Origin of the sequence: Wolbachia endosymbiont (group B) of Episyrphus balteatus (assembly GCF_947250575.1) — a bacterium.
In the GTDB taxonomy this organism is placed as follows: domain Bacteria; phylum Pseudomonadota; class Alphaproteobacteria; order Rickettsiales; family Anaplasmataceae; genus Wolbachia.
Genome location: NZ_OX366325.1, coordinates 903,295 through 928,332, shown reverse-complemented (window position 1 = coordinate 928,332; position 25,038 = coordinate 903,295). Strand labels below are relative to the sequence as shown.

23 protein-coding genes, 2 tRNA genes, 2 rRNA genes and 1 pseudogene are annotated in these 25,038 nt (G+C 34.2%); 19 read left to right on the top strand and 9 right to left on the bottom strand.

The genetic code is table 11. The features are described 5' to 3' along the window. Positions 1 to 10 precede the first annotated feature (10 nt). Genes OOL05_RS04430 through ruvC form a run of 3 tightly spaced genes read left to right on the top strand, consistent with a single transcriptional unit; the run spans position 11 to position 2,034 of the window. A complete protein-coding gene (locus tag OOL05_RS04430) occupies positions 11 to 670 on the top strand; it encodes a TenA family protein (protein WP_264729973.1) in 660 nt (219 codons plus the stop codon). A 47-nt stretch (positions 671 to 717) separates the two neighbouring features. Beyond that, on the top strand, positions 718 to 1,545 hold the full coding sequence (locus tag OOL05_RS04425) for a cytochrome c oxidase subunit 3 (protein WP_064085978.1): 828 nt from the start codon (positions 718 to 720) through the stop codon (positions 1,543 to 1,545). Next, the gene (gene ruvC, locus OOL05_RS04420; RefSeq protein ID WP_264336920.1) at positions 1,546 to 2,034 is read left to right on the top strand and encodes a crossover junction endodeoxyribonuclease RuvC; all 489 of its coding nucleotides are present in this window, start codon (positions 1,546 to 1,548) and stop codon (positions 2,032 to 2,034) included. Positions 2,035 to 2,059: 25 nt separating this feature from the next. Here the strand turns inward: ruvC and ruvX are convergent, their stop codons facing one another. From ruvX to OOL05_RS04405, 3 genes are read right to left on the bottom strand one after another with little or no spacing between them, the layout of a single operon-like run. Further along, positions 2,060 to 2,527, bottom strand: a complete 468-nt coding sequence (ruvX, locus tag OOL05_RS04415) for a Holliday junction resolvase RuvX (RefSeq protein ID WP_064085976.1) — start codon at positions 2,525 to 2,527, stop codon at positions 2,060 to 2,062. A gap of 57 nt (positions 2,528 to 2,584) precedes the next feature. Further along, entirely contained in the window at positions 2,585 to 4,369 is a 1,785-nt protein-coding gene (locus OOL05_RS04410; protein ID WP_264729968.1) for a ribonucleoside-diphosphate reductase subunit alpha, read from the bottom strand. Between the two features lie 48 nt (positions 4,370 to 4,417). Further along, entirely contained in the window at positions 4,418 to 5,488 is a 1,071-nt protein-coding gene (locus OOL05_RS04405) for a class I SAM-dependent DNA methyltransferase (RefSeq protein ID WP_264375925.1), read from the bottom strand. Between the two features lie 331 nt (positions 5,489 to 5,819). Here OOL05_RS04405 and OOL05_RS04400 point away from each other — a divergent pair. The 3 genes and pseudogenes from OOL05_RS04400 to OOL05_RS04390 form a co-directional block, all read left to right on the top strand. After that, positions 5,820 to 8,584: ribosomal RNA gene (locus OOL05_RS04400) — 23S ribosomal RNA — on the top strand. Positions 8,585 to 8,651: 67 nt separating this feature from the next. After that, positions 8,652 to 8,758 (top strand): 5S ribosomal RNA (gene rrf / locus OOL05_RS04395). A gap of 190 nt (positions 8,759 to 8,948) precedes the next feature. Continuing rightward, positions 8,949 to 9,759 (top strand): annotated as a pseudogene (locus OOL05_RS04390) (IS66 family transposase); the annotation flags it as partial. 32 nt (positions 9,760 to 9,791) lie between these two features. On the opposite strand, the gene OOL05_RS04385 reads toward OOL05_RS04390, so the two are convergent. From OOL05_RS04385 to rpmH, 3 genes are all read right to left on the bottom strand, one after another. Continuing rightward, complete coding sequence (locus OOL05_RS04385; protein WP_264686664.1) at positions 9,792 to 10,001, bottom strand: hypothetical protein; 210 nt, start codon at positions 9,999 to 10,001, stop codon at positions 9,792 to 9,794. Positions 10,002 to 10,074: 73 nt separating this feature from the next. Further along, positions 10,075 to 10,452: a ribonuclease P protein component gene (gene rnpA / locus OOL05_RS04380; RefSeq protein WP_080589533.1), complete on the bottom strand. Its 378-nt coding sequence runs from the start codon at positions 10,450 to 10,452 to the stop codon at positions 10,075 to 10,077. Further along, on the bottom strand, positions 10,436 to 10,570 hold the full coding sequence (gene rpmH / locus OOL05_RS04375; RefSeq protein ID WP_010404613.1) for a 50S ribosomal protein L34: 135 nt from the start codon (positions 10,568 to 10,570) through the stop codon (positions 10,436 to 10,438). The genes rnpA and rpmH overlap by 17 nt, the downstream gene beginning before the upstream one ends. Positions 10,571 to 10,677: 107 nt before the next feature. Between rpmH and pstC the strand changes: the two genes are divergently transcribed. The 3 genes from pstC to OOL05_RS04360 all read left to right on the top strand — a co-directional run bounded on the left by pstC (position 10,678) and on the right by OOL05_RS04360 (position 13,644). Beyond that, entirely contained in the window at positions 10,678 to 11,766 is a 1,089-nt protein-coding gene (pstC, locus tag OOL05_RS04370; RefSeq protein WP_264375924.1) for a phosphate ABC transporter permease subunit PstC, read from the top strand. Positions 11,767 to 11,860: 94 nt separating this feature from the next. Continuing rightward, the gene (gene atpD, locus OOL05_RS04365; protein WP_029237661.1) at positions 11,861 to 13,297 is read left to right on the top strand and encodes a F0F1 ATP synthase subunit beta; all 1,437 of its coding nucleotides are present in this window, start codon (positions 11,861 to 11,863) and stop codon (positions 13,295 to 13,297) included. A 5-nt stretch (positions 13,298 to 13,302) separates the two neighbouring features. After that, positions 13,303 to 13,644: a F0F1 ATP synthase subunit epsilon gene (locus OOL05_RS04360; RefSeq protein WP_010404622.1), complete on the top strand. Its 342-nt coding sequence runs from the start codon at positions 13,303 to 13,305 to the stop codon at positions 13,642 to 13,644. 362 nt (positions 13,645 to 14,006) lie between these two features. Here OOL05_RS04360 and OOL05_RS04355 read toward each other — a convergent pair whose 3' ends face one another. Further along, positions 14,007 to 16,289 (bottom strand): coiled-coil domain-containing protein, encoded by a 2,283-nt coding sequence (locus OOL05_RS04355; RefSeq protein WP_264729966.1) that lies wholly within the window; start codon positions 16,287 to 16,289, stop codon positions 14,007 to 14,009. A 409-nt stretch (positions 16,290 to 16,698) separates the two neighbouring features. Here OOL05_RS04355 and fsa point away from each other — a divergent pair, with 409 nt between their 5' ends. Next, a complete protein-coding gene (gene fsa, locus OOL05_RS04350; protein ID WP_007302527.1) occupies positions 16,699 to 17,343 on the top strand; it encodes a fructose-6-phosphate aldolase in 645 nt (214 codons plus the stop codon). A gap of 774 nt (positions 17,344 to 18,117) precedes the next feature. Here fsa and OOL05_RS04345 read toward each other — a convergent pair. Together OOL05_RS04345 and OOL05_RS04340 are read right to left on the bottom strand one after the other, a co-directional pair. Then, positions 18,118 to 18,585, bottom strand: coding sequence for a hypothetical protein (locus OOL05_RS04345; RefSeq protein WP_007302528.1), 468 nt, complete (start codon positions 18,583 to 18,585; stop codon positions 18,118 to 18,120). A 132-nt stretch (positions 18,586 to 18,717) separates the two neighbouring features. After that, complete coding sequence (locus tag OOL05_RS04340; protein WP_264729964.1) at positions 18,718 to 19,347, bottom strand: SDR family NAD(P)-dependent oxidoreductase; 630 nt, start codon at positions 19,345 to 19,347, stop codon at positions 18,718 to 18,720. A gap of 289 nt (positions 19,348 to 19,636) precedes the next feature. Between OOL05_RS04340 and carA the strand changes: the two genes are divergently transcribed. The 9 genes from carA (at position 19,637) to rplB (ending at position 25,035) form a co-directional block, all read left to right on the top strand. Continuing rightward, a complete protein-coding gene (carA, locus tag OOL05_RS04335) occupies positions 19,637 to 20,725 on the top strand; it encodes a glutamine-hydrolyzing carbamoyl-phosphate synthase small subunit (protein WP_264375917.1) in 1,089 nt (362 codons plus the stop codon). 109 nt (positions 20,726 to 20,834) lie between these two features. Further along, positions 20,835 to 20,916: transfer RNA gene (locus OOL05_RS04330), tRNA-Tyr, on the top strand. Between the two features lie 4 nt (positions 20,917 to 20,920). Beyond that, positions 20,921 to 20,991 (top strand) — tRNA-Gly (locus OOL05_RS04325). Between the two features lie 77 nt (positions 20,992 to 21,068). Beyond that, positions 21,069 to 22,241 carry an elongation factor Tu gene (tuf, locus tag OOL05_RS04320; protein WP_264729962.1) on the top strand — a complete coding sequence of 391 codons (1,173 nt, stop codon included), beginning with the start codon at positions 21,069 to 21,071 and terminating at the stop codon, positions 22,239 to 22,241. Between the two features lie 14 nt (positions 22,242 to 22,255). Continuing rightward, a complete protein-coding gene (gene rpsJ, locus OOL05_RS04315) occupies positions 22,256 to 22,576 on the top strand; it encodes a 30S ribosomal protein S10 (RefSeq protein WP_012482004.1) in 321 nt (106 codons plus the stop codon). Positions 22,577 to 22,585: 9 nt separating this feature from the next. Then, positions 22,586 to 23,308, top strand: coding sequence for a 50S ribosomal protein L3 (rplC, locus tag OOL05_RS04310; RefSeq protein ID WP_264729936.1), 723 nt, complete (start codon positions 22,586 to 22,588; stop codon positions 23,306 to 23,308). A gap of 2 nt (positions 23,309 to 23,310) precedes the next feature. Continuing rightward, positions 23,311 to 23,925: a 50S ribosomal protein L4 gene (gene rplD, locus OOL05_RS04305; RefSeq protein ID WP_006012216.1), complete on the top strand. Its 615-nt coding sequence runs from the start codon at positions 23,311 to 23,313 to the stop codon at positions 23,923 to 23,925. Next, positions 23,922 to 24,209 (top strand): 50S ribosomal protein L23, encoded by a 288-nt coding sequence (locus OOL05_RS04300; RefSeq protein WP_010404680.1) that lies wholly within the window; start codon positions 23,922 to 23,924, stop codon positions 24,207 to 24,209. Before rplD ends, OOL05_RS04300 begins: the two co-directional genes overlap by 4 nt. Position 24,210: 1 nt before the next feature. Further along, positions 24,211 to 25,035, top strand: coding sequence for a 50S ribosomal protein L2 (gene rplB, locus OOL05_RS04295; RefSeq protein ID WP_264729933.1), 825 nt, complete (start codon positions 24,211 to 24,213; stop codon positions 25,033 to 25,035). The last annotated feature ends 3 nt before the right edge of the window (positions 25,036 to 25,038 follow it).

Below are 25,038 nucleotides of genomic sequence, written 5' to 3'. Positions count from 1 at the left end.
AGTGTTTTGCATGTTTAGTAATATAATTAAGAATTGCTATGGATCAAATCTTTTAAGAGATTTAACTAATCATCCTTTTAATGTTGAGTTGATGGAAGGTACTTTAAATATAGAGAACTTTAAATTCTATATCCAGCAAGACACGTTGTTTTTAGACGATTACATTCGTACCATATTGATTATTGCGTCCAGAATAGAAGATTGTAGTAATGTAATTCCACTTGCCAAAGTAGCGCAAGGGTCAATAGCTCTTAATAAGTTCTTGTGTGATCACTACTTTACTATATACGGTGTGAGACGCGGAAAAAAATCTCCTGTATGTTTTAATTTTACCAATTTTCTTTTATCTGTCTCATATAGTGATATCTATGAAACTGTAACAGTTTTATATTCTTGCATGTTTATATACAAAACTGTTACTGATAGTATGAAAAGTGGGTTCAAGGAAAATAACAGGTATAAGGATTGGTTTGATTTTTATAGTGGTAGTTTAATGGAGTATGGGTGCACTACTTTAGAACATATTGTTGATGAGTATTGCCAAAAAGTAGGAGAAAAAGAAAGAAGTAGAATGCTTGAGTTATTTAGGATAAGCGCACAATTTGAGTTAGACTTTTGGAACAGCGCATATGATTTTTCAAGATTTAATCAATTTCCTAAGAAATATTGACAATTTTAAGCTAATTTGTATGCTTAATACGTATTTTTGAAGATGATATGAAAAGTAAAGAACATGATTTTCATTTAGTGGACCCAAGTCCCTGGCCAATTGCTATATCAGCAGCAATTTTTGTTCTTGCACTTGGATTAGTTGGTGTATTTCATAAACAAACTTCTGGAATATTTGGTTTAGTTTTAGGAATCTCTGCAGTATCAGGTGTACTGTTTTATTGGTGGAGAGATGTAATAAGAGAAGCAATTTATGATAAATGCCATACTGCCATTGTAAAACATGGACTCAAGCTTGCAATGTACTTATTTATCCTCTCGGAAGTTGTGTTTTTTATAGCGTTCTTTTGTTCATTCTTTAAAGCCTGGCTTGATCCGGTTTTTTTATTTGAAGCGTTTTCTCCTACAAAAAAAGTTGAATGGCCCCCTGAAGGGATTTTACCACCGGATCCGTGGTCGTTACCATTTATGAATACACTAATATTATTGCTTTCTGGTACAACAATTACTTCAGCACATCATTTTTTACTTGAAAATGATAAAAAAAGCATGATTAAAATGCTGTCTATAACTATATTGCTTGGGATGTTCTTTATAATAGTGCAAGCAATCGAATATCATGAAGCAAGTTTTTCTTTGCGAGAAACAGGAGAAAAACTTATTTATACATCTAACTTTTACATGATTACTGGTTTTCATTGTGTGCATGTTATAATAGGAATAATATTTTTGTCAGTATGCTTATTTAGAGCTCGAAAAGGTCAATTTACACCTCAAGATCACTTATGCTTTGAGTTTGCTTCTTGGTATTGGCACTTTGTCGATCTAGTCTGGATATTTTTATTTCTGTTTATTTATTGGTTAAGCCTTTATTAAGTGATTAAAATAATAGGCCTAGATCCAGGGATGAGTAAGACTGGTTGGGCCATTATTAGACTGGAAGAAAAGAATAATATTAAATTTTTGGGTGGCGGTACCATATCAACTGATGGTAAATTGGGTGTAGGTGAACGTCTACATATAATTTTTGAACAATTAAAGAAAGTAATTTTCCTATACTCTCCAAATGAAGCTGCTGTGGAAAAAATTTTTATTAATAAGAATCCAAAATCTTCGCTAACTTTAGGATATGCAAGAGCAATTGCAATTTTAATATTACGAATGACGGATTTACCCATGAATGAATATGATGCAAACTATATAAAAAAGAGCATTACTGGAAATGGTCATGCTGATAAGGGTCAGATTATATTTATGGTAAAGCAAATAGTTAAAAGCTCAAATATAAAATGTCACCATACTGCTGATGCTCTTGCTACAGCAATTTGTCATGCTTATACGAAAAATTTTTGTTTTATTGAGTAGTTTTACATGAATTCAGTTTAAAAAACTATTTGATGGCGTTTATCTTATCTAATGTTTGTTGTAGAATAATACATGCAGCAATTTTATCATCTATTTTTTTTGATTTTGTGATTGATATTCCAGTAATTTTTAGTGCGTGAGTTGCAAGAGATGTTGATAGACTTTCGTCTTGTAGGTATATGTGTACTTTGCATTTTTTTATTATTTTATTTGCAAACTGGATTATTACTTTGCACCATTCGGTCTCTTGTTCATCTATTGTGAATGGTAGTCCTATTACCATTGATCCAGCTTCATTTTCTTTAAGCATTCTATTTAGATAGCCTAAATCTTTGCTCATATTTCTTCTATAATATATACTATGAGCTGTAGCTATAAGCTGTGTTTTATCACTAAATGCTATGCCTATTTGTTTTTCTCCCATATCAAGGCACATTATACGTTTATCTCTTGGAATAGACTTTAGAAATTCATCTGGATTTCTATGTAGCATCTATGAAAACATAACTTTTGTACAATTGTATTTTTGTGACAGTAAGTTATGTACAGTCTACTGGCATGATAGACATTCATCATAATTAATATCTGTTTTTTGTTGCAATATTTCACTTTTTTTGAATATGTCATGTGAGACCTTGTCAGCTCTCTGCATTGATTGTGATCTGCAGTAATACAAGCTTTTTAATCCTTTTTTCCAAGCAAGCATATGTATTTTGTGTAAGTAACGTTTATGCACATTGGCAGGTAAGAACAGATTTACTGATTGAGATTGACAAATATAAGGAGTTCTATCACTTGCATGTTCTATGATCCATTGTTGATCAAGTTCGTATGCTGTTTTAAATGTCAGTTTTTCATGCTTGCTAAGAAAATCTAAATGCTGAACAGAACCCTCATTTGTTGAAATTGAGGACCATGTTTCATCATTGTCTTGATTTTTTTCTGCTAGTAGTTTTTGCAAGAATTTATTTCGTACTACAAATGAACCTGTAAGTGTCTTCTGTATAAATACGTTTGCTGCATACGGCTCTATTCCAGGAGAAGTGTTGCCTGCGATAATCGAAATTGAGGCAGTTGGAGCAATAGCGAGCTTATGTGTAAACCTTTCCATTAGATCGATTTCTTTAGCGTCAAGACATGGCCCTTTTTCTTCTGCTAATTTTTTAGAAACTACATCTGCTTGCTCGCGCAAATGCTTAAATATTTTTTTATTCCATTGTTGGGCTGTTACTGATTCAAAAGGAACCATTTTACTTTGTAAAAATGAATGAAAGCCCATCACACCAAGACCGATACTACGCTCTCTTATTGCGGAATATTTTGCTCGCTGTATTTCATTTGGTGCGTGGTTTATGAAATCCTCTAATACATTATCAAGAAAACGCATTATATCTTCTATGAAAAGCTCATTATCTTTCCATTCTTCGTAGTATTCAAGATTTACGGATGATAAACAACATACAGCAGTGCGCGACTTGTTCAGGTGATCGTAACCTGTAGTTAAAGTTATTTCACTGCATAGGTTTGACATTTTGATATCTAAATTGAGCTTTTTGTAAGGTTCTGGCTTATTGTTATTTGTTGCATCAAGGAAAATAATGTAAGGTTCTCCAGTTTCAACTCTTGCTGTTAATATTTTAATCCATATATCCCGTGCTTTTACTGTTGAAATAACTTTATTGTTATGAGGGCTTATTAAATCCCATTCTTGATCATCTTCAACAGCTTGCATAAACTTATCTGTTACTATTACAGCATGATGTATATTTAATGCTTTGCGATTTGGGTCACCACCAGTTGGCTTACGTAAGTCTAGAAACTCTTCTATTTCTGGATGCCATACAGGAAGATAAACTGCTGAGCTTCCTCTTCTTAAGGATCCTTGGCTGATTGCAAGCGTCAGAGCGTTTTGTACTACGATAAATGGCACAATTCCTGATGTTTTACCGCTACCTTTGACACTTTCACCAATTGAACGTAAATTTCCCCAATAACTACCTATTCCACCACCACGTGCAGCGAGCCAAACATTTTCATTCCATAGATCAACTATTCCCTTCAAGCTATCTTCAGTTTCATTAAGAAAGCAGGAAATAGGCAATCCTCTTTTGGTACCGCCGTTACTAAGTATTGGTGTTGAAGGCATGAACCACAAGTTGCTCATGTAATCATAAAGACGTTGTGCATGTTTTCTATCATCAGAATAGTAATTAGCAATACGTATAAAGAGATCTTGATAACTTTCATTTTCTATTAAATACCTATCCAATAGAACTGCTTTTCCAAAATCGGTTAATTTACTATCTTTTGCGTAATTAATAGTAATGTAATTCATAAGGCTCCTTTTATGATAATATAGAAATTTATTTGAGCGATTTCTCGATTAAGTTGTTGAATTTGTTTGTGGATGTTGTAATGCAAATAAGATACCATCAACCTGACTGCCATATATTTTACAGTAACTCATTTGACTTATTTGCATATTTGTTTCTTTTGCAACATGCTGAATATAATCTTCTGAATGACGAAAATAATCTCCTTTGTTTACAAAGTCAATACCTTTACCTTCCTTTCTTCTTACTAAACATACAATAACCCCTTTTTTGTTTGTCAATCCTTTTGCTAGTTCCAATTCTGCTAGAAAATCATGTAGATAGTGTAGCACTTCAGCAAAGATAATTACATCATACTGCTGGTTCTTCTCTTGTTTAAGAAACTCTTTCATTTCTGTATGTATTAACTCATCGTAAACAGGTTTACCTTTTATAAGGCATCCTCTTGCAATATTGAGCATTCTATTTGAGATGTCAACTCCTGTTATGCGACTTCTAATATTACTTATTTTTAGGAAGTGACCACATATTCCAGTACCGCAACCAAGGTCGAGTATATTCAGTTTAGAAGTGGAGTTGTTAAAGACTTTTGTAATTATCATGTGTACTAGTTCATGCCCTCTGTATTGTTTGGCAATTAGCCAATGCTCAACAAAATATTCACCTGTGTAATCAAAATATTGTTTTATGAGATTTTCAGGCAATTCTACGATATCTGATGTGTTTGTTATTTTTTTTAAGTAGTAAGAAGCTTCTTTGTGACTACTATCTAATTTTAGTGTCTTTGTTAAATAATTATAAGCTTTATTAGTATTTCCTACTGCAAAATGACATCTTCCAATATTATAACAGACTAGAGGTAAATTGGGGTAGAATATGCTAATTAACCAAAATCTTAACTTTGCATCTGATATATTACCTTTATAGAAGTGATATAACCCGATTTCAATGTTGGTATTTAACAGGTTTTTAGATTTTTCAAGAAACACTACAATTTCTTTATGGAGAGTATTGTATTTATCCATAATGAAATTTTTTACTTTTTTAATATTTAATAAGCCAGTGAGCTTAGATATGCAATTTAAAGCAAAGTTTTTTATAAAAGATAGATTACTTTTCATACATTAGAAATACTCCAAATGTTCATTTTCATTTTTAGGTAACTAATTTTAACACATTTTATCTTACAAAATATCTTTTTCATTAATTTTTCTGTACATATCAATTTGTCGAATATTTCTCAGATTGTACTGTTTAAGATTGCTGGTATATTGTTGTTGATAATAATAGGTAAATGTTTTGTGTAAAAAGGCGTTGACATATGATTTATCAGATTGTAACATATAAAAGATTAGTTTTTAGATGTTTGAAAAGTTTTATGGTAGAGATTATTTAATCTCAATTCAATTGTAAGTTAATATTTAACTCTGCATATTCTACATATAGTCAGATAAATAAATTATTAAGAGCACTTGATGGATGCCTTGGCGTTAAGAGGCGATGAAGGACGTGGCAGGCTGCGATAAGCTGTGGGAAATTGTCAACAAGTTTTGATCCGCAGATTTCCGAATGGGGAAACCCAACTAGCTTAGCTAGTTATTATATACTAAGTATATAAAGCAAACTTGGTGAACTGAAATATCTAAGTAGCCAAAGGAAAAGAAATCAACCGAGATTCTGTTAGTAGTGACGAGCGAAAGCGGAAAAGGCTAGTGATTTAAAAATAAGAATTAGAATACTCTGGAAATGGTAACCATAGAAGGTGATAGTCCTGTATAAATAGAAAGTTTTTAAATCCTTGAGTAGAGCGGGGCACGTGAAATCCTGTTTGAATATGGGGGGACCATCCTCCAAGCCTAAATACTCCTTAACGACCGATAGTGAACAAGTACCGTGAGGGAAAGGTGAAAAGAACCCCGGGAGGGGAGTGAAATAGAATCTGAAATCAAGTGCTTACAAACAGTTGGAGCTCTATATCAATTTATTGATATTTAGAGTGACAGCGTACCTTTTGCATAATGGGTCAGCGAGTTAATCTATGAAGCAAGCTTAAGCCGGTAGGTGTAGGCGTAGCGAAAGCAAGTCTGAATAGGGCGTTTAGTTTTATGGATTAGACCCGAAACCAAGTGATCTAGTCATGACCAGATTGAAGGTATGGTAAAACATACTGAAGGATCGAACCAGTTAATGTTGCAACATTATTGGATGAGTTGTGATTAGGGGTGAAAGGCCAATCAAACTTGGAAATAGCTGGTTCTCCGCGAAATCTATTTAGGTAGAGCGTTGTATGTATGTTGTTGGGGGTAGAGCACTGGATAGACTAGGGGGATTCATCATCTTACCAAATCTAACCAAACTCCGAATACCAACAATTAATTATACAGCAGACACACTACGGGTGCTAAGTCCGTGGTGGAAAGGGAAACAGCCCAGATCACTATCTAAGGTCCCAAAATTACAGCTAAGTGGGGAAGGAAGTGGAAAAACCATTACAGCTAGGAGGTTGGCTTGGAAGCAGCCATCCTTTAAAGAAAGCGTAACAGCTCACTTGTCTAAATAAGTTTTTCTGCACCGAAAATGTACCGGGGCTAAAGCTGTATACCGAAGATGTGGGTGCTTATTAATTTCGATTAATAGGCGCGGTAGCGGAGCGTTCCGTAAGTCTGTGAAGGCGGTTTGTGAAAACTGCTGGAGATATCGGAAGTGAGAATGCTGACATAAGTAGCGTAAAAGAGTGTGAAAAACACTCTCACCAAAAATCTAAGGGTTCCTACGTTAAGTTAATCTGCGTAGGGTTAGTCGGTTCCTAAGGCGAGTCCGTAAAGGAGTAGTCGATGGCAATTAGGTTAATATTCCTAAACCTCTTAAGTGTGACGGGTTTTGTATTTGTATAGGTCTTATTGGATTGATCTATGCTTAAAAGAAGCTCCAGGAAATAGCACTTATATTTATGAGGCCGTACCGTAAACCGACACTGGTGGATGAGTAGAGTATACTAAGGTGTTGAAAGAATGATGTTGAAGGAACTCGGCAAATTATACCTGTAACTTCGGAAGAAGGGTAACCTGCTTTTAGGCAACTATGAGTAGGTGGCACAAAATAGGGAGTAGCGACTGTTTACTAAAAACACAGGACTCTGCAAACACGTAAGTGGAAGTATAGGGTCTGACGCCTGCCCGGTGCTGGAAGGTTAATAGGAGGGGTGCAAGCTCTGAATTGAAGCCCCAGTAAACGGCGGCCGTAACACTGACGGTCCTAAGGTAGCGAAATTCCTTGTCGGGTAAGTTCCGACCCGCACGAATGGCGTAACGATTTCTCCACTGTCTCCAACATCACTTCAGCGAAATTGAATTCCCCGTGCAGATGCGGGGTACCCGCGGTTAGACGAAGAGACCCCGTGCACCTTTACTATAGCTTTACATTGCTATTAAAAGTGTGATGTGCAGGATAGGTGGGAGACTTTGAAGTTATGGCGCTAGCTATAATGGAGTCAACCTTGAGATACCACCCTTTACACTTTTGATATCTAACTACGTTTCATTATCTGGAACTAGGACATTGTATGGTGGGTAGTTTGACTGGGGCGGTCGCCTCCTAAAAAGTAACGGAGGCGTGCGAAGGTAAGCTAGAGCTGGTCGGAAATCAGCTTGATAGTACAATGGCATAAGCTTGCCTGACTGCGAGGCTGACAAGCCAAGCAGAGACGAAAGTCGGTCATAGTGATCCGGTGATTCTGTATGGAAGGGTCATCGCTCAACGGATAAAAGGTACGCCGGGGATAACAGGCTGATGGTGTTCGAGAGTTCATATCGACGACACCGTTTGGCACCTCGATGTCGACTCATCACATCCTGGGGCTGGAGAAGGTCCCAAGGGTTCGGCTGTTCGCCGATTAAAGTGTTACGTGAGTTGGGTTTAGAACGTCGTGAGACAGTTCGGTTTCTATCTGCCGTGGGTGAAGGAAATTTGAGAAGATCTGACTCTAGTACGAGAGGACCGAGATGGATATACCTCTGGTGTACCAGCTGTTATGCCAATAGCATCGCTGGGTAGCTATGTATAGATGGGATAATTGCTGAAAGCATATAAGCAAGAAACCCTCTTCAAAAAGATTTCCCAATTAAGGCCGTGGAAGACTACCACGTTGATAGGCTAGGTGTGGAAGTATGGTAACATATGAAGCTAACTAGTACTAATAGCCTGATTGATTTATTTCCTTTCTATATGTGCATATGCAGTGTTAAATATTAAATTGAAATTTGTTAAGTCAGAAATTTTTATTGACTTGGTGACTATAGCAAAAATGAACCACCCGATCTCATTTCGAACTCGGAAGTGAAACTTTTTAGCGCCGATGATACTTAAAAAGGGAAAGTAGGTCGTTGCCAAGTTTATAAAAATTTCTTTTTATTTATATCTGTTCAGTAGAGCGATGAAACAAGGTAAACATAGAGTAGCTGTGAGGTAATATAACTGATCTTTTAGAACTTTGCGAAAACTTTAAAATAAAAGTAAAAAATTTAAAAGTAGAATTTGTCACCTATTTGTAAATGAGGAGAGAGATAGCAACATTTAACAAATCATCAAACAATTGGTCTTCCGAAAATCAAACTTTATATAATTGAATATTAATTAAGTTGTTGGAGATGAGGAGAAAGAAGAAGTAGCAAACTACCAAAAAGTAGATACATTTGGTCCAATAGTTAGGTGATAATTGTAGCACTCAGTGGATTTTATAAAAATTCAAAACGTGAAAATTATAAGTGATGTTTTTAATGTGAATTGAAAGCGTATCAAATAGTGAATATAGAATTCCCTCAAAATGCAAAAAGGTGTATGAGCAAATCGAATAAGAAAAGTGAGGTTTTGCGCATCAACGTGTTATAATAAAGGTAAACTTGGTTAGTGCTGAAGCAATACTGCAAGTTTTAAAGGGAAAGAAGATTTAAAAGACAGTGTATGTTGCAATCGTAATAGTCGCTGACAGGTACTTTGAAACATATCTGGACTATTGAAGTTAAAATTCTGGGCTGTTACTTAAAAAACGCATACACTGAATTATTTATGCTAAAAAAAGCTTTATTAAAAAATGAAACAGAAGTGTAAGAAAGTTGCAAAACGTATAAGGTATTACTTGAAGCTACCTATCTGAAGCAACTGGAGCTTTTCAAGTTGCGAAAAATATTTTAAAATCTGAAAGAATGATGTGAAATTTTTTAAGTAAACCAGAAAGTATTCCACTATCGCGCTGAACAGCAAATTAGGCATTATATCATTTACTGTAAAAGCTCATATTTTACGTAATCAGAGCTAGGAATTTGAAAGGATAATTTCATTATACTTAACATGGAAACAAAGAGAACTATACAATCCCCTGCCTATCGTTTCTTGAACCACTCCCCTGAACGGGTACTTTTACTTTTATCAAACTATTCTCTTATTGTAATAAGTTGCTTCTATATTCAAATTTAGCAACTTCCCTCTAGGATTATCCTTATTTTGTTCTAAGTATTGGCTTTGTTCAAATGCCATTCCCCATTGTGTACGATAGCTAGACTTTCTATATTCATAAAAACTCTCTTCAGCATTATTTGTATCGAGCTTTTTATCTTGTTTTCTTATACTCTCTACCATCAAGCACCCACATCTATTAATTTATTTTAAAAAGTTTACTTATCTTATCATAAAAAATATAGCTGTAAATACTTTAGTGAAAATTTCTTCTTATTTTATCTTTCTTTAAGCAAATATTGAGGTCTTTTTGTAAATTTTTATAGCCTGCTTGCATAATGTTTTTATGGGTTAGTATTATGTAATAGTATCCTACATTACTTATATTAGAAATGCTAACTTTAGCTAGCATTCGTAATTGCCTTTTTATTTTATTTCTTTTTGCTGCTTTTCCGACTTTTTTACTGATAGCCAGACCTACTCTAATAACATGAATATACTTTTCAGGTTCTCTTTCTTTTATAGCATATAGTGATATATATACCCCTCGATAAAAAAGACTGTCAGGTGCTAATCTGTTTTTAAAAGCAAAGGAAAACTCTTTTTTTTTATGCTTACTATGCGCATAATTTATTACACCCTAATGAGCGACGCTTATTAAGAATTTTTCTTCCAGCTTTTGTTGACATACGTGAACGAAATCCGTGTTTGTGCTTTTTTTTTAAATTTTTTGGTTGAAATGTTCTTTTCATTGTTTTTATATTAATATAACTATTTATTTTAAATTATTTTTCTCTATTGTCAAATAATGGTCAACTTCTATGGCATTCTTATTGAATAAAATTTGATATATGGAAAAATGAATTTAATTATAGGCGTACCTGTTTTACTAATCCTTTTATTTTGTTTGAGTAAGTTTCAAGCAGTAAGTAAAGTTAAGTCTTATATATATTTGAGTTGTATGTGGATGCTACCTTGTTTGTTAGCATTCTATGATGGTTATTTTATAACTTCTATTTCTATAGCGTTACTTTTTTTTATGCTGATTTTTATCTTTAAAGGTAAAAGAAATAAGATGGTAAAATTTTTGTTATTTATGGCTTTAGCAATATCACTTTTTATCACTTTATTTATAATGCTATCTATTTTTGTTCAGTCCATTTCTTTTTTTAATAAAGTAGCTATTTCAGAATTCTTATTTTGCTTAAAATGGAAGCATAATGTAGCTATTATTGGTGAAGGAGAGGTGGGGTGTTTTGGTATAGCGCCACTTTTAGTGGGGACATTACTTATAACTATTGTAGCAATGTTAGTTGCGGTGCCGCTTGGTTTATTTTCTGCAATATATATTAGTGAGTATGCGAGTGAAAAAGTGCGTTATGTTATTAATACAGCCTTACAGGTTTTGTCTGCTATTCCTACTGTTGTATATGGATACTTCTCAGTTGTATTTTTGTCTTTTTTTATAAAGCAGGTAGCGAATTTTTTTAATCTAAGTATACACTCAGAAAGTGCTTTGATTGCTGGTTTATCGATTGGAATAATGATTCTTCCTTTTATTATTTCTTTGCTTGAAGATGCTATAAGATCTGTTCCAAAAAGTTTACGTTATGGTTTTATGGCGCTTGGCGCAACACCAGCGGAAACTATATGGCATATAACAATACCTTATGCAATGCCTACAATTTTAAGTGCAGTTTTATTATCAATTTCAAGGGTGATAGGTGAAACAATGATTGTACTAATGGCTGTGGGAATCAATGCAAATTTGACCTTTAATCCTCTCAATTCAGTTACTACTATCACTGTACAAATTGCTACATTACTTACCGGAGATCAGGATTTCAATAGTGTGCAAACTCTTGCTGCTTATGCGCTTAGTTTGGTGCTGTTTGTTATTACTTGGCTATTGAATGCATTTGCACTATTTATAATGAAACGTAACTAGTAAGTGTTTTAATATTGCAAAATTTCTGTTAATAATATAAGATTTATTTTTTAGAAGTTCTTTTATAGAATTATAGTGTTAGGTGATGAAAGAGATGAATATAGGTAGAACGGTTAAGATAACTCAAGCAGTTGTTGATCTAAAATTTGAAGGCGAGTTACCTAAGATATTTAATGCTTTAAAAAGCAAACTAAAATGTAAGGGCAAGGAGCTAGTTTTAGAGGTTTCACAACATATAGGTGACAATATAGTTCGTTGCATTGCTATGGATAGCACAGATGGTATGTCAAGAGGTGATGAGTTTGTTGATACAGGTGCACCAATATCAGTTCCGGTTGGGCGCTCAACTTTAGGAAGGATTTTTAATGTTGTAGGAGAGCTTATAGATGAGTGTGGTCCTTTAAAAGGAAAGTATAATTTAGAACCTATACATAGATCACCTCCAAGTTTTACCGAGCAGAAGATACAGGAAGAGGTTTTAGTTACAGGAATAAAGGTTATAGATCTTCTTGCTCCTTATCTTAAAGGAGGAAAAATTGGCTTATTTGGTGGAGCTGGTGTTGGTAAAACAGTTCTGATAATGGAGCTGATTAACAACATAGCAAAAGCTCATAAAGGATTTTCTGTGTTTGCTGGAGTAGGAGAGAGAACGCGTGAAGGTAATGATCTTTATAACGAGATGATTACTTCGAATGTAATAGATATAAATGAGCACGAAAAATCTCAAGCCGTTTTGGTTTATGGTCAAATGAATGAACCTCCTGGAGCAAGGGCTAGGGTTGCTTTAACAGCACTAACTATGGCGGAGTATTTTCGTGATCATGAAAATCAAGATGTTCTATTTTTTGTAGATAATATCTTCCGTTTTACTCAAGCTGGCTCTGAAATTTCTGCTTTGCTTGGAAGAATACCGTCGGCTGTTGGTTATCAGCCAACTCTTGCGACTGATATGGGCGCTATGCAAGAGAGAATAGCCTCAACTACTGCTGGTTCTATTACTTCTGTACAGGCTATATATGTTCCTGCAGACGATTTGACCGATCCAGCTCCAGCAACGACATTCTCTCATCTTGATGCAACCACAGTGTTGTCAAGGCAGATAGCTGAAATGGGTATATATCCTGCTGTTGATCCACTTGACTCAACTTCTCAGTCTTTATCTGCTGAAATCATTGGTGAAGAGCATTATAATGTGGCTTCTGAAGTGAAACGTATATTGCAAACTTATAAGTCGCTGCAAGATATTATCGCAATACTTGGTATGGATGAACTATCTGATGAAGATAAAATTATTGTTGATAGAGCTCGTAAAATTCAGAAGTTTCTTTCTCAACCTTTTCATGTTGCGGAGGTATTTACTGGCATGTCTGGCAAATTTGTTTCACTTTCTGATACTATTTCTAGTTTTAAAGGAATTATTGAAGGTAAATATGATCACCTGCCAGAAGCTGCTTTTTATATGGTGGGAAGTATAAGTGAAGCAATAGAAAAGGCTGAATCAATAAAAGCTGAAGTTGGAGCCGGACATTAAAGATTATGAACACTTTTAAGGTGCAATTTTTTTCTCCTGATAATCGAATTTCATTCGATGAAGTGGTTTCGCTTTCAGTGAATGGGCTTGAAGGAGAGCTAGTGATTTTAGCTTACCATTCTCCTTACTTAATTTATTTATTGCCTGGTATAATTACTGTTCAAATGAGTAACCAGACAAAGGAAAAAGTTGTAATTGATAATGGTATATTAGAGGTTGCAAATAATAATTGTAGCATTATAACGAATCAAATTCAGGTTTTTGATCATTTGACTCATGATGAGGAATCATTAAAAAATAAGAGAGTTGGTATATATTTAAGTTATCTTGATGTCAAATCTCTTTAGGGGCTCTTTTTGTGTTCAAGAAATGAGTTTACTCTTGTCATTCCCACTTCAAGTAGCTGACACACAACTGTACGAACATTATGGTTCAGGGAAGATGTCATTCCAGTATCTTCCTTCTTGTCATCCCAGTGCGTGACACTGGGATCCAGATATAAAAAGTATTTGAAAATTATGCAGTAAACAATAGTTCTTAAGGACATATGTCAAAAACAATGTCCAAAAACTAGATCCCAGTGTCTAGGCACTGGCATGACATTATTTATTATGTGCCGTATTGCAATGTTCGTACAGCTATGTGTCACACTACTCGGATGACAAGAGGGGCTACTTGAATAAAGAAGCCGCTGGTCTCATGTGCATCTTTAAACATTTTCACGCTGACTTTGGCTACACACCTTTGAGGGACTGCTGATTAAGTCTAGAAGTGAATTACAGTGATCGCTATGAAATGCGCTATCAAGGCTTAAAGACCTAGATTTTTTTTCTGAATCATCAATTTTCTCTGTAAGCTGGTAAAACATTTTTGAATTATTATCAAAAACTTCCTTTTTATTAACAAGTACTTGATCAATTACTGGACTTAACAGTTCTACTTGGCTATTTAAGTATTGTACTTTATCGTTTAGCTCTTTTTTTTCTCTTATTAATCTTTCAATCTCATCTTCATATTCTTTAAACTTTAATTCCAGTGATGGACGGTACTTATTAACTATTTCTTCTTCTATCTCCTGCCGTAATTGCCCTCTTATTGTCTCGATCTGCTTATCTTTAAGCTCTAGCTCGTTCTTTAACGTTTCAAAATCCCACGTTAGCTGATCTGCCTCTTGTTCATCAGATTCCAAATGTGCGTTATGCTCATTTTCTAAATTTTGTATTTGAGATTTATAACTCGCTATACACTTATCCCTTGCACTTATCATGTGTTCTGCTTCCTCTATCTCTTCCTCTTTTTTTTCAAACTGGTTCAATTTACCTTGTAGTTTCTCTTGTTCTGCATTAGCAGTTTTTAGCTTTTCCTTCAGTTCTTCTACCTTTTCTTCCAGTTCCTTATTTTTTCCATAAATTTCTTGAATTTTCTGCTCTTGCTCCTTATTGAGCTGGATTATTCGCTCATCTGTTTTACTCATTTCTTTCTCAAGTCTTTGTTCCTTTTCTTTACACTCAACTTGTAAATCATTGCACTGTTCCTCCAATTCCTCAATTTTTTGCTTAGCCTCCACGAGTTCTTGTTCTGATTCTACTTGCTTTGCTTTTAACATTTGATTTGCTTCTTTCAGTAATAATAACTCTTCTTTCAAATCTGATATTTGTTGTTCACTGCTTTCTTTTGTACTATTGCTATAGTGTTCTAATTGATCAAGCTTGTCTTCCAAACTATACTTTTCTTCTTTCAGTTGATTTAATTCCTCGTGCAATTTTCTTAACTCACTTATCAACTCTTCTTTTCCTGCATTGGCAACTTCCAGCTTTTTCTTCAGGTCTTTCTTTTCTTCATATGCACCTTCAAGTTCTTGCGCTCTTTCTTGCAGCTCTGTTGACATATTTGCTAGTTTTTCATCTTTTTGTGTCAGTTCAGTTTGTAATTTTGCATTTTTTTGCTTTTCTTCTCCAAGTTTATTCTGTAAATCACTATTATGCTTTTCAAATTCTTGCTTCGCCTCTTCGAGCCTATGCTGTAAATTGTTCCTCTGCTCATTTAATTCTCTAATTTCTTGCTCAGCTTTTGTAAGCTTTTGATCTAGTTGTTGTGAATTAACTTCTGTTTGAGTTGCAATTGCCTGAGTTGCAATCTGCTGTGGATTAACCTCTGATACATTGTTGCTAGTGAAAGAAAGAATAGGATTGCTTTTAGCATCATTTTCAAGATCTTTCATCTTTTCGTCTTGATTGATTACGATATGTTCGTTATTTTGCAGATTACTAACAGCCGGTGCAATGTTAGCATTTTTGTTCTTTTTCAATAATGCTTTTACAGCATCATGTAGAGAGAGGCCTTGAATATATAATTCCTCATTTTGTCTTATTAATTCCCAAAACTCCTCAGGTGGCGATTCAAAATCTTTACCATTAAACTGTAGTACTTTAGTTATACCAGAATTACTTACATTCATAACCATAGTACAGGTAAAAGTTTTCCCATCCTTGTCCTGCACAGGCCAAGTGCTTGTCATTTCATAATATGCACCCTCTTTAAATTCATAATGTCTTTCCTTACCTTTTCGGTAAGCGTATATGTCATGCTTTTTATCGCAATAGATATTCAATGTGCTAATATCCCTTTCTTGCTGTAAGATATCACTAATTCTTATTGGCTCACTTCTATTGTAATTAATAAGATTAATGTTTAACACTTTATCAGAATTGTTAGTTTCTACATAAAAAGCTCGAAGGTCTATGTCTTTGTCTCTAAAATACTTACTTACAGCTTTTTTTGCCTGATTTGCTAATTCTATAAAGTTTTTTTTAAAGCTCTTGTTGAAAGATAGATCTATATATGCTTGCTTAAAATTTTCATCATTTGTTAAATCCATGAGCAAGTCATAAACCTCCCATTTTTCCTGACAATGTTCTTCTAAAACAGTAATGCTATTTTTTCTTTTCAGCTCTGCTAATATGTTTTTCAATGTCGGGAAATTTGTTGACATAGTATACCCCTTGTTACTATTGTTCTGATAATATATTTACTTTAGGAGTGATTAACTCCTTTTATATTAACCTTTTTAGTTGAATTTAATTGCGAGCGTTAAACTCGAACTTAGTCATTTTGTTTATTGTTCCTCACTACCTATTTGTATTACTATACTAATAGTAGCACTAAGTTTTAGGCTATGCAAGAATTTCTATTGAACGTAAAGCTAGTAAACTTCAGAAATTGGTTATGCTAATTTTGTTAATAAAATGCAACCAATTAAGGAAAGCGCTATACTGTGTCTCAGTGCAATATTTTCTTTCCTAACGGACTGAAAATTGAGTTGAGTTAAAAATCCGATTTTATTTAATACTTTTCAAAGATGACAATATTTTGTAAAAATAGGTTTTTAATAGGACAATAATATGGAAATTTTTCTTGATAGTGTTGATTTGAATGAAATTAAGGAGCTAAAAGAGTTCATTGATGGTATAACAACTAATCCTTCTTTAATAGCAAAATCTGGACATAAAGATAAGTACGAAGATTTAGTAAGCGAAATATGTTCTATTATAAAAGGACCTGTTAGTGTTGAAGTTGTTGCAGATAGCCATGAAGATATGGTTAAGGAAGGCCTTAAGTTAGCGAAAATCGCTAGTAATATCGTAGTAAAGTTACCCCTTACACATGAAGGATTAATTTCTTGTAAAAAGTTGTGGACAGAACATAAAATACCTGCTAATATCACATTATGTTTTTCTCCTGGACAAGCACTGTTTGCCGCTAAGGCCGGTGCTTGTTTTATTTCTCCCTTTGTTGGTCGCCTTGATGATATAAGCTATGATGGCTTATCGCTAATAGAAGATATATGCACTATATATTCTAATTATAATTTTAAGACAAAAGTTCTTGTTGCATCAGTAAGAAGTCCAGCACATGTAATAGAAGCTGCACGGCTTGGTGCTCATTCAATTACTGTGCCAGCAAAAATACTTAGACAGTTAATTAATCATCCACTTACTGATCAAGGGCTCGCAATATTTGAAAAAGACTGGGGCGTAAAACAATAAATGACATTGCTAAAAAAGACATAAAAACACAATAATTTATATAAAAAGGACATAGGTACCATCTGTCCTTTAAAGACATGTAGGTCAATGATATGCGTAATTCAGTGTTTTAAACATGATAGTCCTCCACTAATAAAAAAGATTGAGAAAAATGTATACAGCTACGACCGAAGTATAGCTAAAATATATTTTAACTGAAGATTATAGATTAATTGAATTGAAAAGTCTGCAGACGAAGATAGATTCCGAGCTCTAGAACACCTTCACTGTGCATGGTAACAAAACTATTAGAGTTTGTCAAGTAATTTTTTATCGTAATTTTACGAACGTGCCATGCCAGTAATTATATCTAGTTAAATTTGTAAAGTAATACAGTGTTTTCGATAGTTATAAAAAAGCTGGATTTCAGTACTGGAGTAACATTTTGGAAATTGGGATGAAAAGAGGGAAAGTACTGGTTTGAAATTAAGTTTTCTGGATTCCAGTGCTGAAATGACAAGAGAGGAGCTCCAGGTACAGCTGTTACCTATAGAATGGCAGTACTAGAATGATAACAAACTGAATGACATATTTAATCTCTATACAGATGTACATCACGCACCGATTTCCATTCAAGGTAATGTCATTCCAGCATTGGAATCCAGTTAGATTTGCGAGTATAAAAGTAATACAACATTTTTGATGATGGAAGCCATTACTAGGATAACAAGAAAGGAAGTGCTGATTTCAGTGTTTATACGTTAGCCATGCATCTAAAAATTTATAAACAAAAGATTAAACTTCACAACTTTGTGATGGAATAAGTTTTTCAATGCTGTTGACGCAAAACTCAGTTGTATTATTAGCTATTTCATCGAATTTATCATTTATATCCTTACCTATTTTTTCATCTTTAATATATTCATACAGAGCTAAAATAGCTATAGTTGAACATATTGCGATGAAACCAACTTTTGCTGTAATAAGTAATGATAGCCCACCTGCAAGTATGGACACTGCTCCAATAGCTAGGTTTATAATTTTATTTTGTGTTGATTGATTCTCTTTATCCTCTAAAACGTTTGATATTGCTTTTGAGGCAATTTTTATTGCTATTGCTGTAGTTGAGATTATAACAAACATCATAGCTATTTTTGCTAAGAGAAAAATTGATGGTAGCATTATTACAAGAAACAGTGAAGCACCTCCTATAAATAACCATTTCTCATTTATTTTTTTAGACTGATCTGTATTATTAGGCATTGCAACCCTCCACTTTGATTAACAGTTTATTCATATAATATGAAACATGCGATAGTCAAGATGTTTTTGTGTGGAGAAGCTTGCGATTGAGTTTTGAAGAGCTTTAGCTTTACAAGATGGTAGATTTGGTGATTATCGTAAGATTCTTGCAGTCATTTTAGTGGGAAGAATTTGTAAAATATGAAAAAATAACCGCCAGAAAATTGGAAACGCTATAACTTTCTTTCCTTTAAATATACTTTTTAAAATATATGCTGCAGCTTTTTCTGGCTCCCATATGAAGGGAAGTGGTTTATTAGACTTAAACATATCTGTTTTTACTGGCCCTGGCATTATGGTGATAAACTTTGTGCTACTGTTAGAATATTGGATTTTTAGTGATTGAAAACAACTTTTTAGTGCTGCTTTGCTGACACAGTATGCAGAAGCATGTGGTGTTGCATGCATAGCAACAAGAGAAGATATAACCGCAAAAGTTGCCAAGGAATTATGATGAATCCATTCTTCAATCCAGTTGATAACGCCAAAATAATTGGTTTCAAATGTTTTTCTATGAATGTTGGTATGAAACTTATCTTCTATTTCGCCACATCCTGCATTAAGAAAAAAGAGATTTGGTATAATATTTTGCTTTTTTAAAAAATCAGACGAGTTTTTAATATTTTCACTTTTGCTTACATCACATGTTATAGGTAAAAAATTACTACCTAATTCTTCTTTTAATTTTTCCAGTTTTTCAGTGCGCCTTGCAATGCCAACCACAAATCATCCATCTTTAATGAGCAACCGTGCTAGACTTTCTCCAATGACAGATGATGCTCCTGTAATGAGACAAGTTTTTCTATCCATGTGAATTTACATAACGTGAAGTATGAATGTAATGACTATTGCCTATTCACACAAGTTAAGTTTGCTATAATTTTGCTAAATAATAAAAAAAGAAAGCTACTTATAATTTTGAATTTTATATAAAGTTAAAGGGAAATTTAGTATTTGCTTACTTGTAATTTAAAATTCTTATATAATATTTTAAATGAGTTGAGAGAATTAAATGCAGGATGCAGCTTTAGTTTTACAAGATGGCAAGTGCTTTTGGGGAAGATCGGTAGGTAAAAAGGGCAAATGTATAGGTGAAGTTTGTTTTATCACTGGTATGACCGGGTATCAACATACTATAACCGATCCTTCTTTTGCTAATCAAATCATAGCGTTCACTTTTCCTCATATTGGTAATGTTGGAATAAATCATAAAGATAATGAAGGAGAGAAAATTTTTGCAAGTGGTGTGGTTATGCGTGAACTTTCTCCTATGTCTCACTCTTCTTCATATATTAGTTTAAATGATTGGTTGGAGAAAAATAATGTAGTTGGGATATCGGGAATTGATACTAGAGCTTTGACGAGATATTTGAGAAAACATGGATCTCAAAATGGAATGATATGTCCGTCAAGTGAGGCACATATATTAGATGAATTGAAGAAATACAAATCTGTAAATGGAATAGAAATAACTAAGAAAGTCAGTTTAAGTAATAACTTTCAAAGCGTTCTTAATGCAAAATATAGGGTTGTAATTGTTGATTTCGGTATAAAAAATAGTATAATCTCACGCTTAGTAGAACTTGATTGTACGGTTGAATTAGTCAAACCAGATACAGGTTTTGCTCACAAAATATTAAGCATGAATCCAGATGGTATAGTGCTTTCAAATGGCCCTGGTGATCCACAAGAGATAGGAGAGAGTGTAACTTCAGAAATAGAAATTATTGTGAAATCTAAAATACCAGTTTTTGGAATATGCCTGGGCCATCAATTACTTGCAGTTACTTTGGGAGCAAAGACTGTCAAGATGGATATTGGTCATCGAGGGAGTAATCATCCAGTTTATGATCTGGAGAGTAAAAAAGTTGAGATAACTAGCCAAAATCATGGTTTTGTTGTTGATTCAGCTTCTCTTCCAAGTAACGTTGAAGTTACTCATATTTCTCTATTTGATAATAGTGTAGAGGGGATAATGATGAAGGATTACCCAGTCTTTTCTACTCAATACCATCCAGAAGAAGCGCCAGGTACACATGATTCACATTACTTATTTGGGCGTTTTATTGACAATATTTTGTTATATAAAAGTAAAATCTAACTGAAATCAGTTAGATTAGCTTTTATTACTTGATCTTTTGGATTTGGATGTTTAATATTAGGAATAATAAAACTTAAGTTAAGGTAGTGTTCTCTTAACAGATTTTTGTGGAGGAGTGACCGAGTGGTTAAAGGTAACAGACTGTAAATCTGTCCGCATTGCGTACGTAGGTTCGAATCCTACCTCCTCCATTGTGCGGGTATAGCTCAATGGTAGAGCTCTAGCCTTCCAAGCTAGTGACGTGGGTTCGATTCCCACTATCCGCTCTTTTTTTGTTGTATTTATATAAAATCAACATATTATTTATTGATGTATTTGTATTTTAGGTAGAAGAGTTAAAATTATGACAGCGATAGTAGAAGCATTTGGAAAGCCGCATATAAACGTGGGAACGATAGGACATGTGGATCATGGGAAGACAACGTTAACAGCGGCGATAACAAAGCATTATGGTAATTTTGTAGCATATGATCAAATAGATAAAGCGCCAGAAGAAAGAAAGAGAGGTATAACAATAGCAACAGCGCATGTTGAATATCAAACAGAAAAGAGACACTATGCACACGTTGATTGCCCTGGACATGCTGATTATGTAAAGAATATGATAGTAGGTGCAGCACAGATGGATGCAGCGATATTGGTAGTGTCAGGGGTTGATGGGCCGATGCCACAAACGAGAGAGCATATATTGCTGGCAAAACAGGTGGGTGTTGGATATATCGTGGTATATATAAATAAAGCTGATGTTGCTGATGCTGATATGATAGATTTGGTGGAAATGGAAGTGAGAGAGTTGCTGAGTAAGTATAAATTTCCAGGTGATGAAGTGCCTGTGATAGTTGGGTCTGCGTTAAAAGCATTAGAGGATGATAGTAGTGAGTATGGAAAGAAATCAATAGATAAATTGATGGAGAAGTTAGATGAGTATGTGGCAGTACCTCCAAGGCCTGTAGATTTGCCGTTTTTGTTGCCAATAGAAGATGTATTTTCAATATCGGGCCGAGGGACGGTAGTAACAGGAAGAATAGAGAAGGGGGAGATAAAGACAGGGGATGATATAGAGATAATAGGTCTGAAAGCGACGCAAAAGACGACATGTACTGGTGTTGAGATGTTTAAGAAGTTGCTAGATAAGGGAAGTGCAGGACTCAATGTAGGAATACTACTAAGAGGAACAAAGAGAGAAGAAGTGGAGAGAGGGCAAGTATTGGCAAAACCAGGGACAATAACCCCGCATAAGAAATTTAATGCGGAGGTGTATATATTGAAGAAAGAAGAAGGAGGAAGGCATACACCATTTTTTGGAAATTATCAGCCACAGTTTTATTTAAGGACAACGGATGTAACTGGGAGCATAAAATTGCTAGATGGAAAGGAGATGGTAATGCCAGGGGACAATGTAAGTATAGAAGTGGAGTTGCAAGTACCAATAGCAATGGATAAAGGATTACGTTTTGCGATAAGAGAAGGTGGTAGAACTGTTGGTTCTGGCGTTGTTTCGGAAATTTTAGAATGAGTATAATAACTAAGATGAAGCAAGATATATATATTAGAATCAAAGCTTTCGATTGTTCTTTGTTGGAAAAGTGTATTCGCGAGTTTATTGATCAATTAAAGCAGTTTAATGCAGATTTATCTGGTCCGATTGCGTTGCCAAGAAAAGATTCTAAATTTACTGTTAATAGGTCTCCTCATGTTGATAAAAAATCTCGTGAGCAATTTGAAATGAGAATTTCTAAGCGGTTAATTATTGTGCATAATCCTACTTCTACTATGATGAAGATGCTTGCAGATTTATCTTTTTCTGCTGGTGTAGAAGTGGATTTAAAGGTTAAGGAAGTTAATATTTAGGAAAAGGAAATGAAGAGAATAAATTCGCTTAGGAGAATTGGTTTGTTAATGACGAATGTTGGCCATACTGCTATGTATTTTGATAATAGTCGCATGGCTGTAACCTTATTGCATCTCAGCGAAACTTATATTATCGATATAAAAGGACAAGATAAATGTGGCTACAATTCAGTCATTTTAGGCGCAGGAGATTTAAAAAAAATAGCAAAACCTCAGTTGGAATATTTAAAGAAAAAGGGTATAAATAGTAAATGTAAATTATACGAAAGTAGATTAACTGATCTATTCGGAATAGAATGTGGTAAAAAGGTGGGGGTTAATCATTTTGTAGTTGGTCAATATCTTGACATTACGGGTTATTCTTTAGGTAAAGGGTTTGCTGGTGTGATGAAGCGGCATAACTTCAGTGGGCTTAGGGCATCTCATGGCGTTTCTATTGCTCATAGATCACAAGGTTCTACTGGTCAATGTCAAGATCCTGGTAGAGTATTCAAGGGGAAGAAAATGGCTGGTCATTTAGGTAATAGCAGAGTAACTGTACAGAATATGAAAATATTATCCATTGATTATGAAAATAGCATAATTGCTGTAAAGGGTAATAATGTTCCTGGGTTTAAAAACTCTTATGTTTTTGTGAGAGATGCAGTTAAAAAGCCTTTACATAAAGATGTTCCTTTTCCAGCAGGTCTGCTGTTGAATATGAGTGATGATGCTAATAATTTGGTGAGTTAGTTATGGAATGTGAATTAGTTGATCTATCTAATAATAATGTAGGTAGTGTTGAGCTTAATCCCTTGATATTTTCTGCCAAGCAAAAATTGAGTATTTTGCATGATATAGTGAGATGGCAATTAGCAAAGAGAAGAGTTGGTGCTCATAAAACAAAGGGTATCAGTGATGTTTCTGGTACAACGGCTAAGCCGTATGGTCAAAAACGTACCGGTAGGGCGAGACAGGGGAGCTTGCGATCTCCTCAGTTTAGAGGTGGTGGAATTATTTTTGGTCCTGTTGTGAGGAGTCATGCTTATTCTCTTAATAAAAAAGTACGTAAATTTGGTTTGAAAATTGCTTTATCTCTAAAATATTTAAATAATCAAGTTATTGTTCTTGATAGTTTAAATGTTGATGTGAAGAAAACATCTAAAATGTGTGAATATATTAAAAATTTTAAATTTTCTTCTTTTTTAATAGTTGGTGATTATGGAGATGATTTGTTACGTGCTGCTAAAAATTTGCATTATGTAGATTTAATCAAACCTATTGGGTTAAATGTTTTTGATATATTGAATCATGAATGCGTGATGTTAACAAAAGACACTTTAAAGCATCTTGAAGGTAGATTGTTATGATTAAATATAATAATATAATAAAATCTCCTGTAATCACAGAAAAGGCTTCTCTTTTAAGAGAGAAGTTTAATAAATACTCTTTGTATGTTTTTGTAAATGTAAATAAGCGTCAAATAAAATCGGCAATAGAGTCTTTATTTAATGTCAGAATTTCTTCTATAAATGTTATTAGAGTTAAACCTAAATATAGACGTTTCAGGGGTGTGGTTGGTTGTAAAAAACAGAGAAAAAAGGTTTATTTTTCTTTGATAGATGGTCAAAAATTAGATATAATGAGCGTTTAATATGGGTATGAAATTTTTTAATCCTGTTACTCCGTCTTCTCGTGGGACTATATTAATAAGTAAAATTGGTTTATCAAAAGATAAGCCGGAGAAGTCTCTTGTATTTGGTAAGAAATCCAGTGGTGGAAGAAATAATCATGGTAGAATTACAACTCGTCACAGGGGTGGTGGTCACAAGAAGAAGTATAGAGTTATAGATTTTAAACGTAACAGAAGTGATCAAGGTATAGTTGAGAAAATAGAGTATGATCCAAATAGAAGTGGGTTTTTAGCATTAATATCATATAAGGAAGATGATATTAAATCTTATATATTAGCTCCTCAAGGTATGAAGCCTGGTGATGTTGTGACAGCTGGAGATGATGCTGATATTTTGCCGGGGAATTGTTTACTACTCAAGCATATACCTGTTGGTTCTTTCGTTCATAATGTTGAGCTGAAGCCAGGTAATGGTGCTGCGATTGCTAGAGCTGCTGGTTGTTATGCACAAATCGTTGGTCGTGATGGCCAATATGTTTTATTACGACTCAGGTCTGGTCAAATTAGGTTGATTTTATCTTCTTGCAAGGCTACTATTGGTGTAGTATCTAACCCTGACCATAAGAATAGAAAGTTGGGTAAAGCTGGGAGAAGTAGGTGGCTTGGGATTAGACCTACTGTACGTGGAGTTGCAATGAATCCGGTTGACCATCCTCATGGAGGTGGAGAGGGAAAAACTTCTGGCGGTCGTCATCCTGTTACTCCTTGGGGTGTTGCAACAAAAGGAAAAAAAACTAGGAAAAAAAATAAATCTAGTGATAAGTATATAAAAAAATTGAAAGGTTAATTT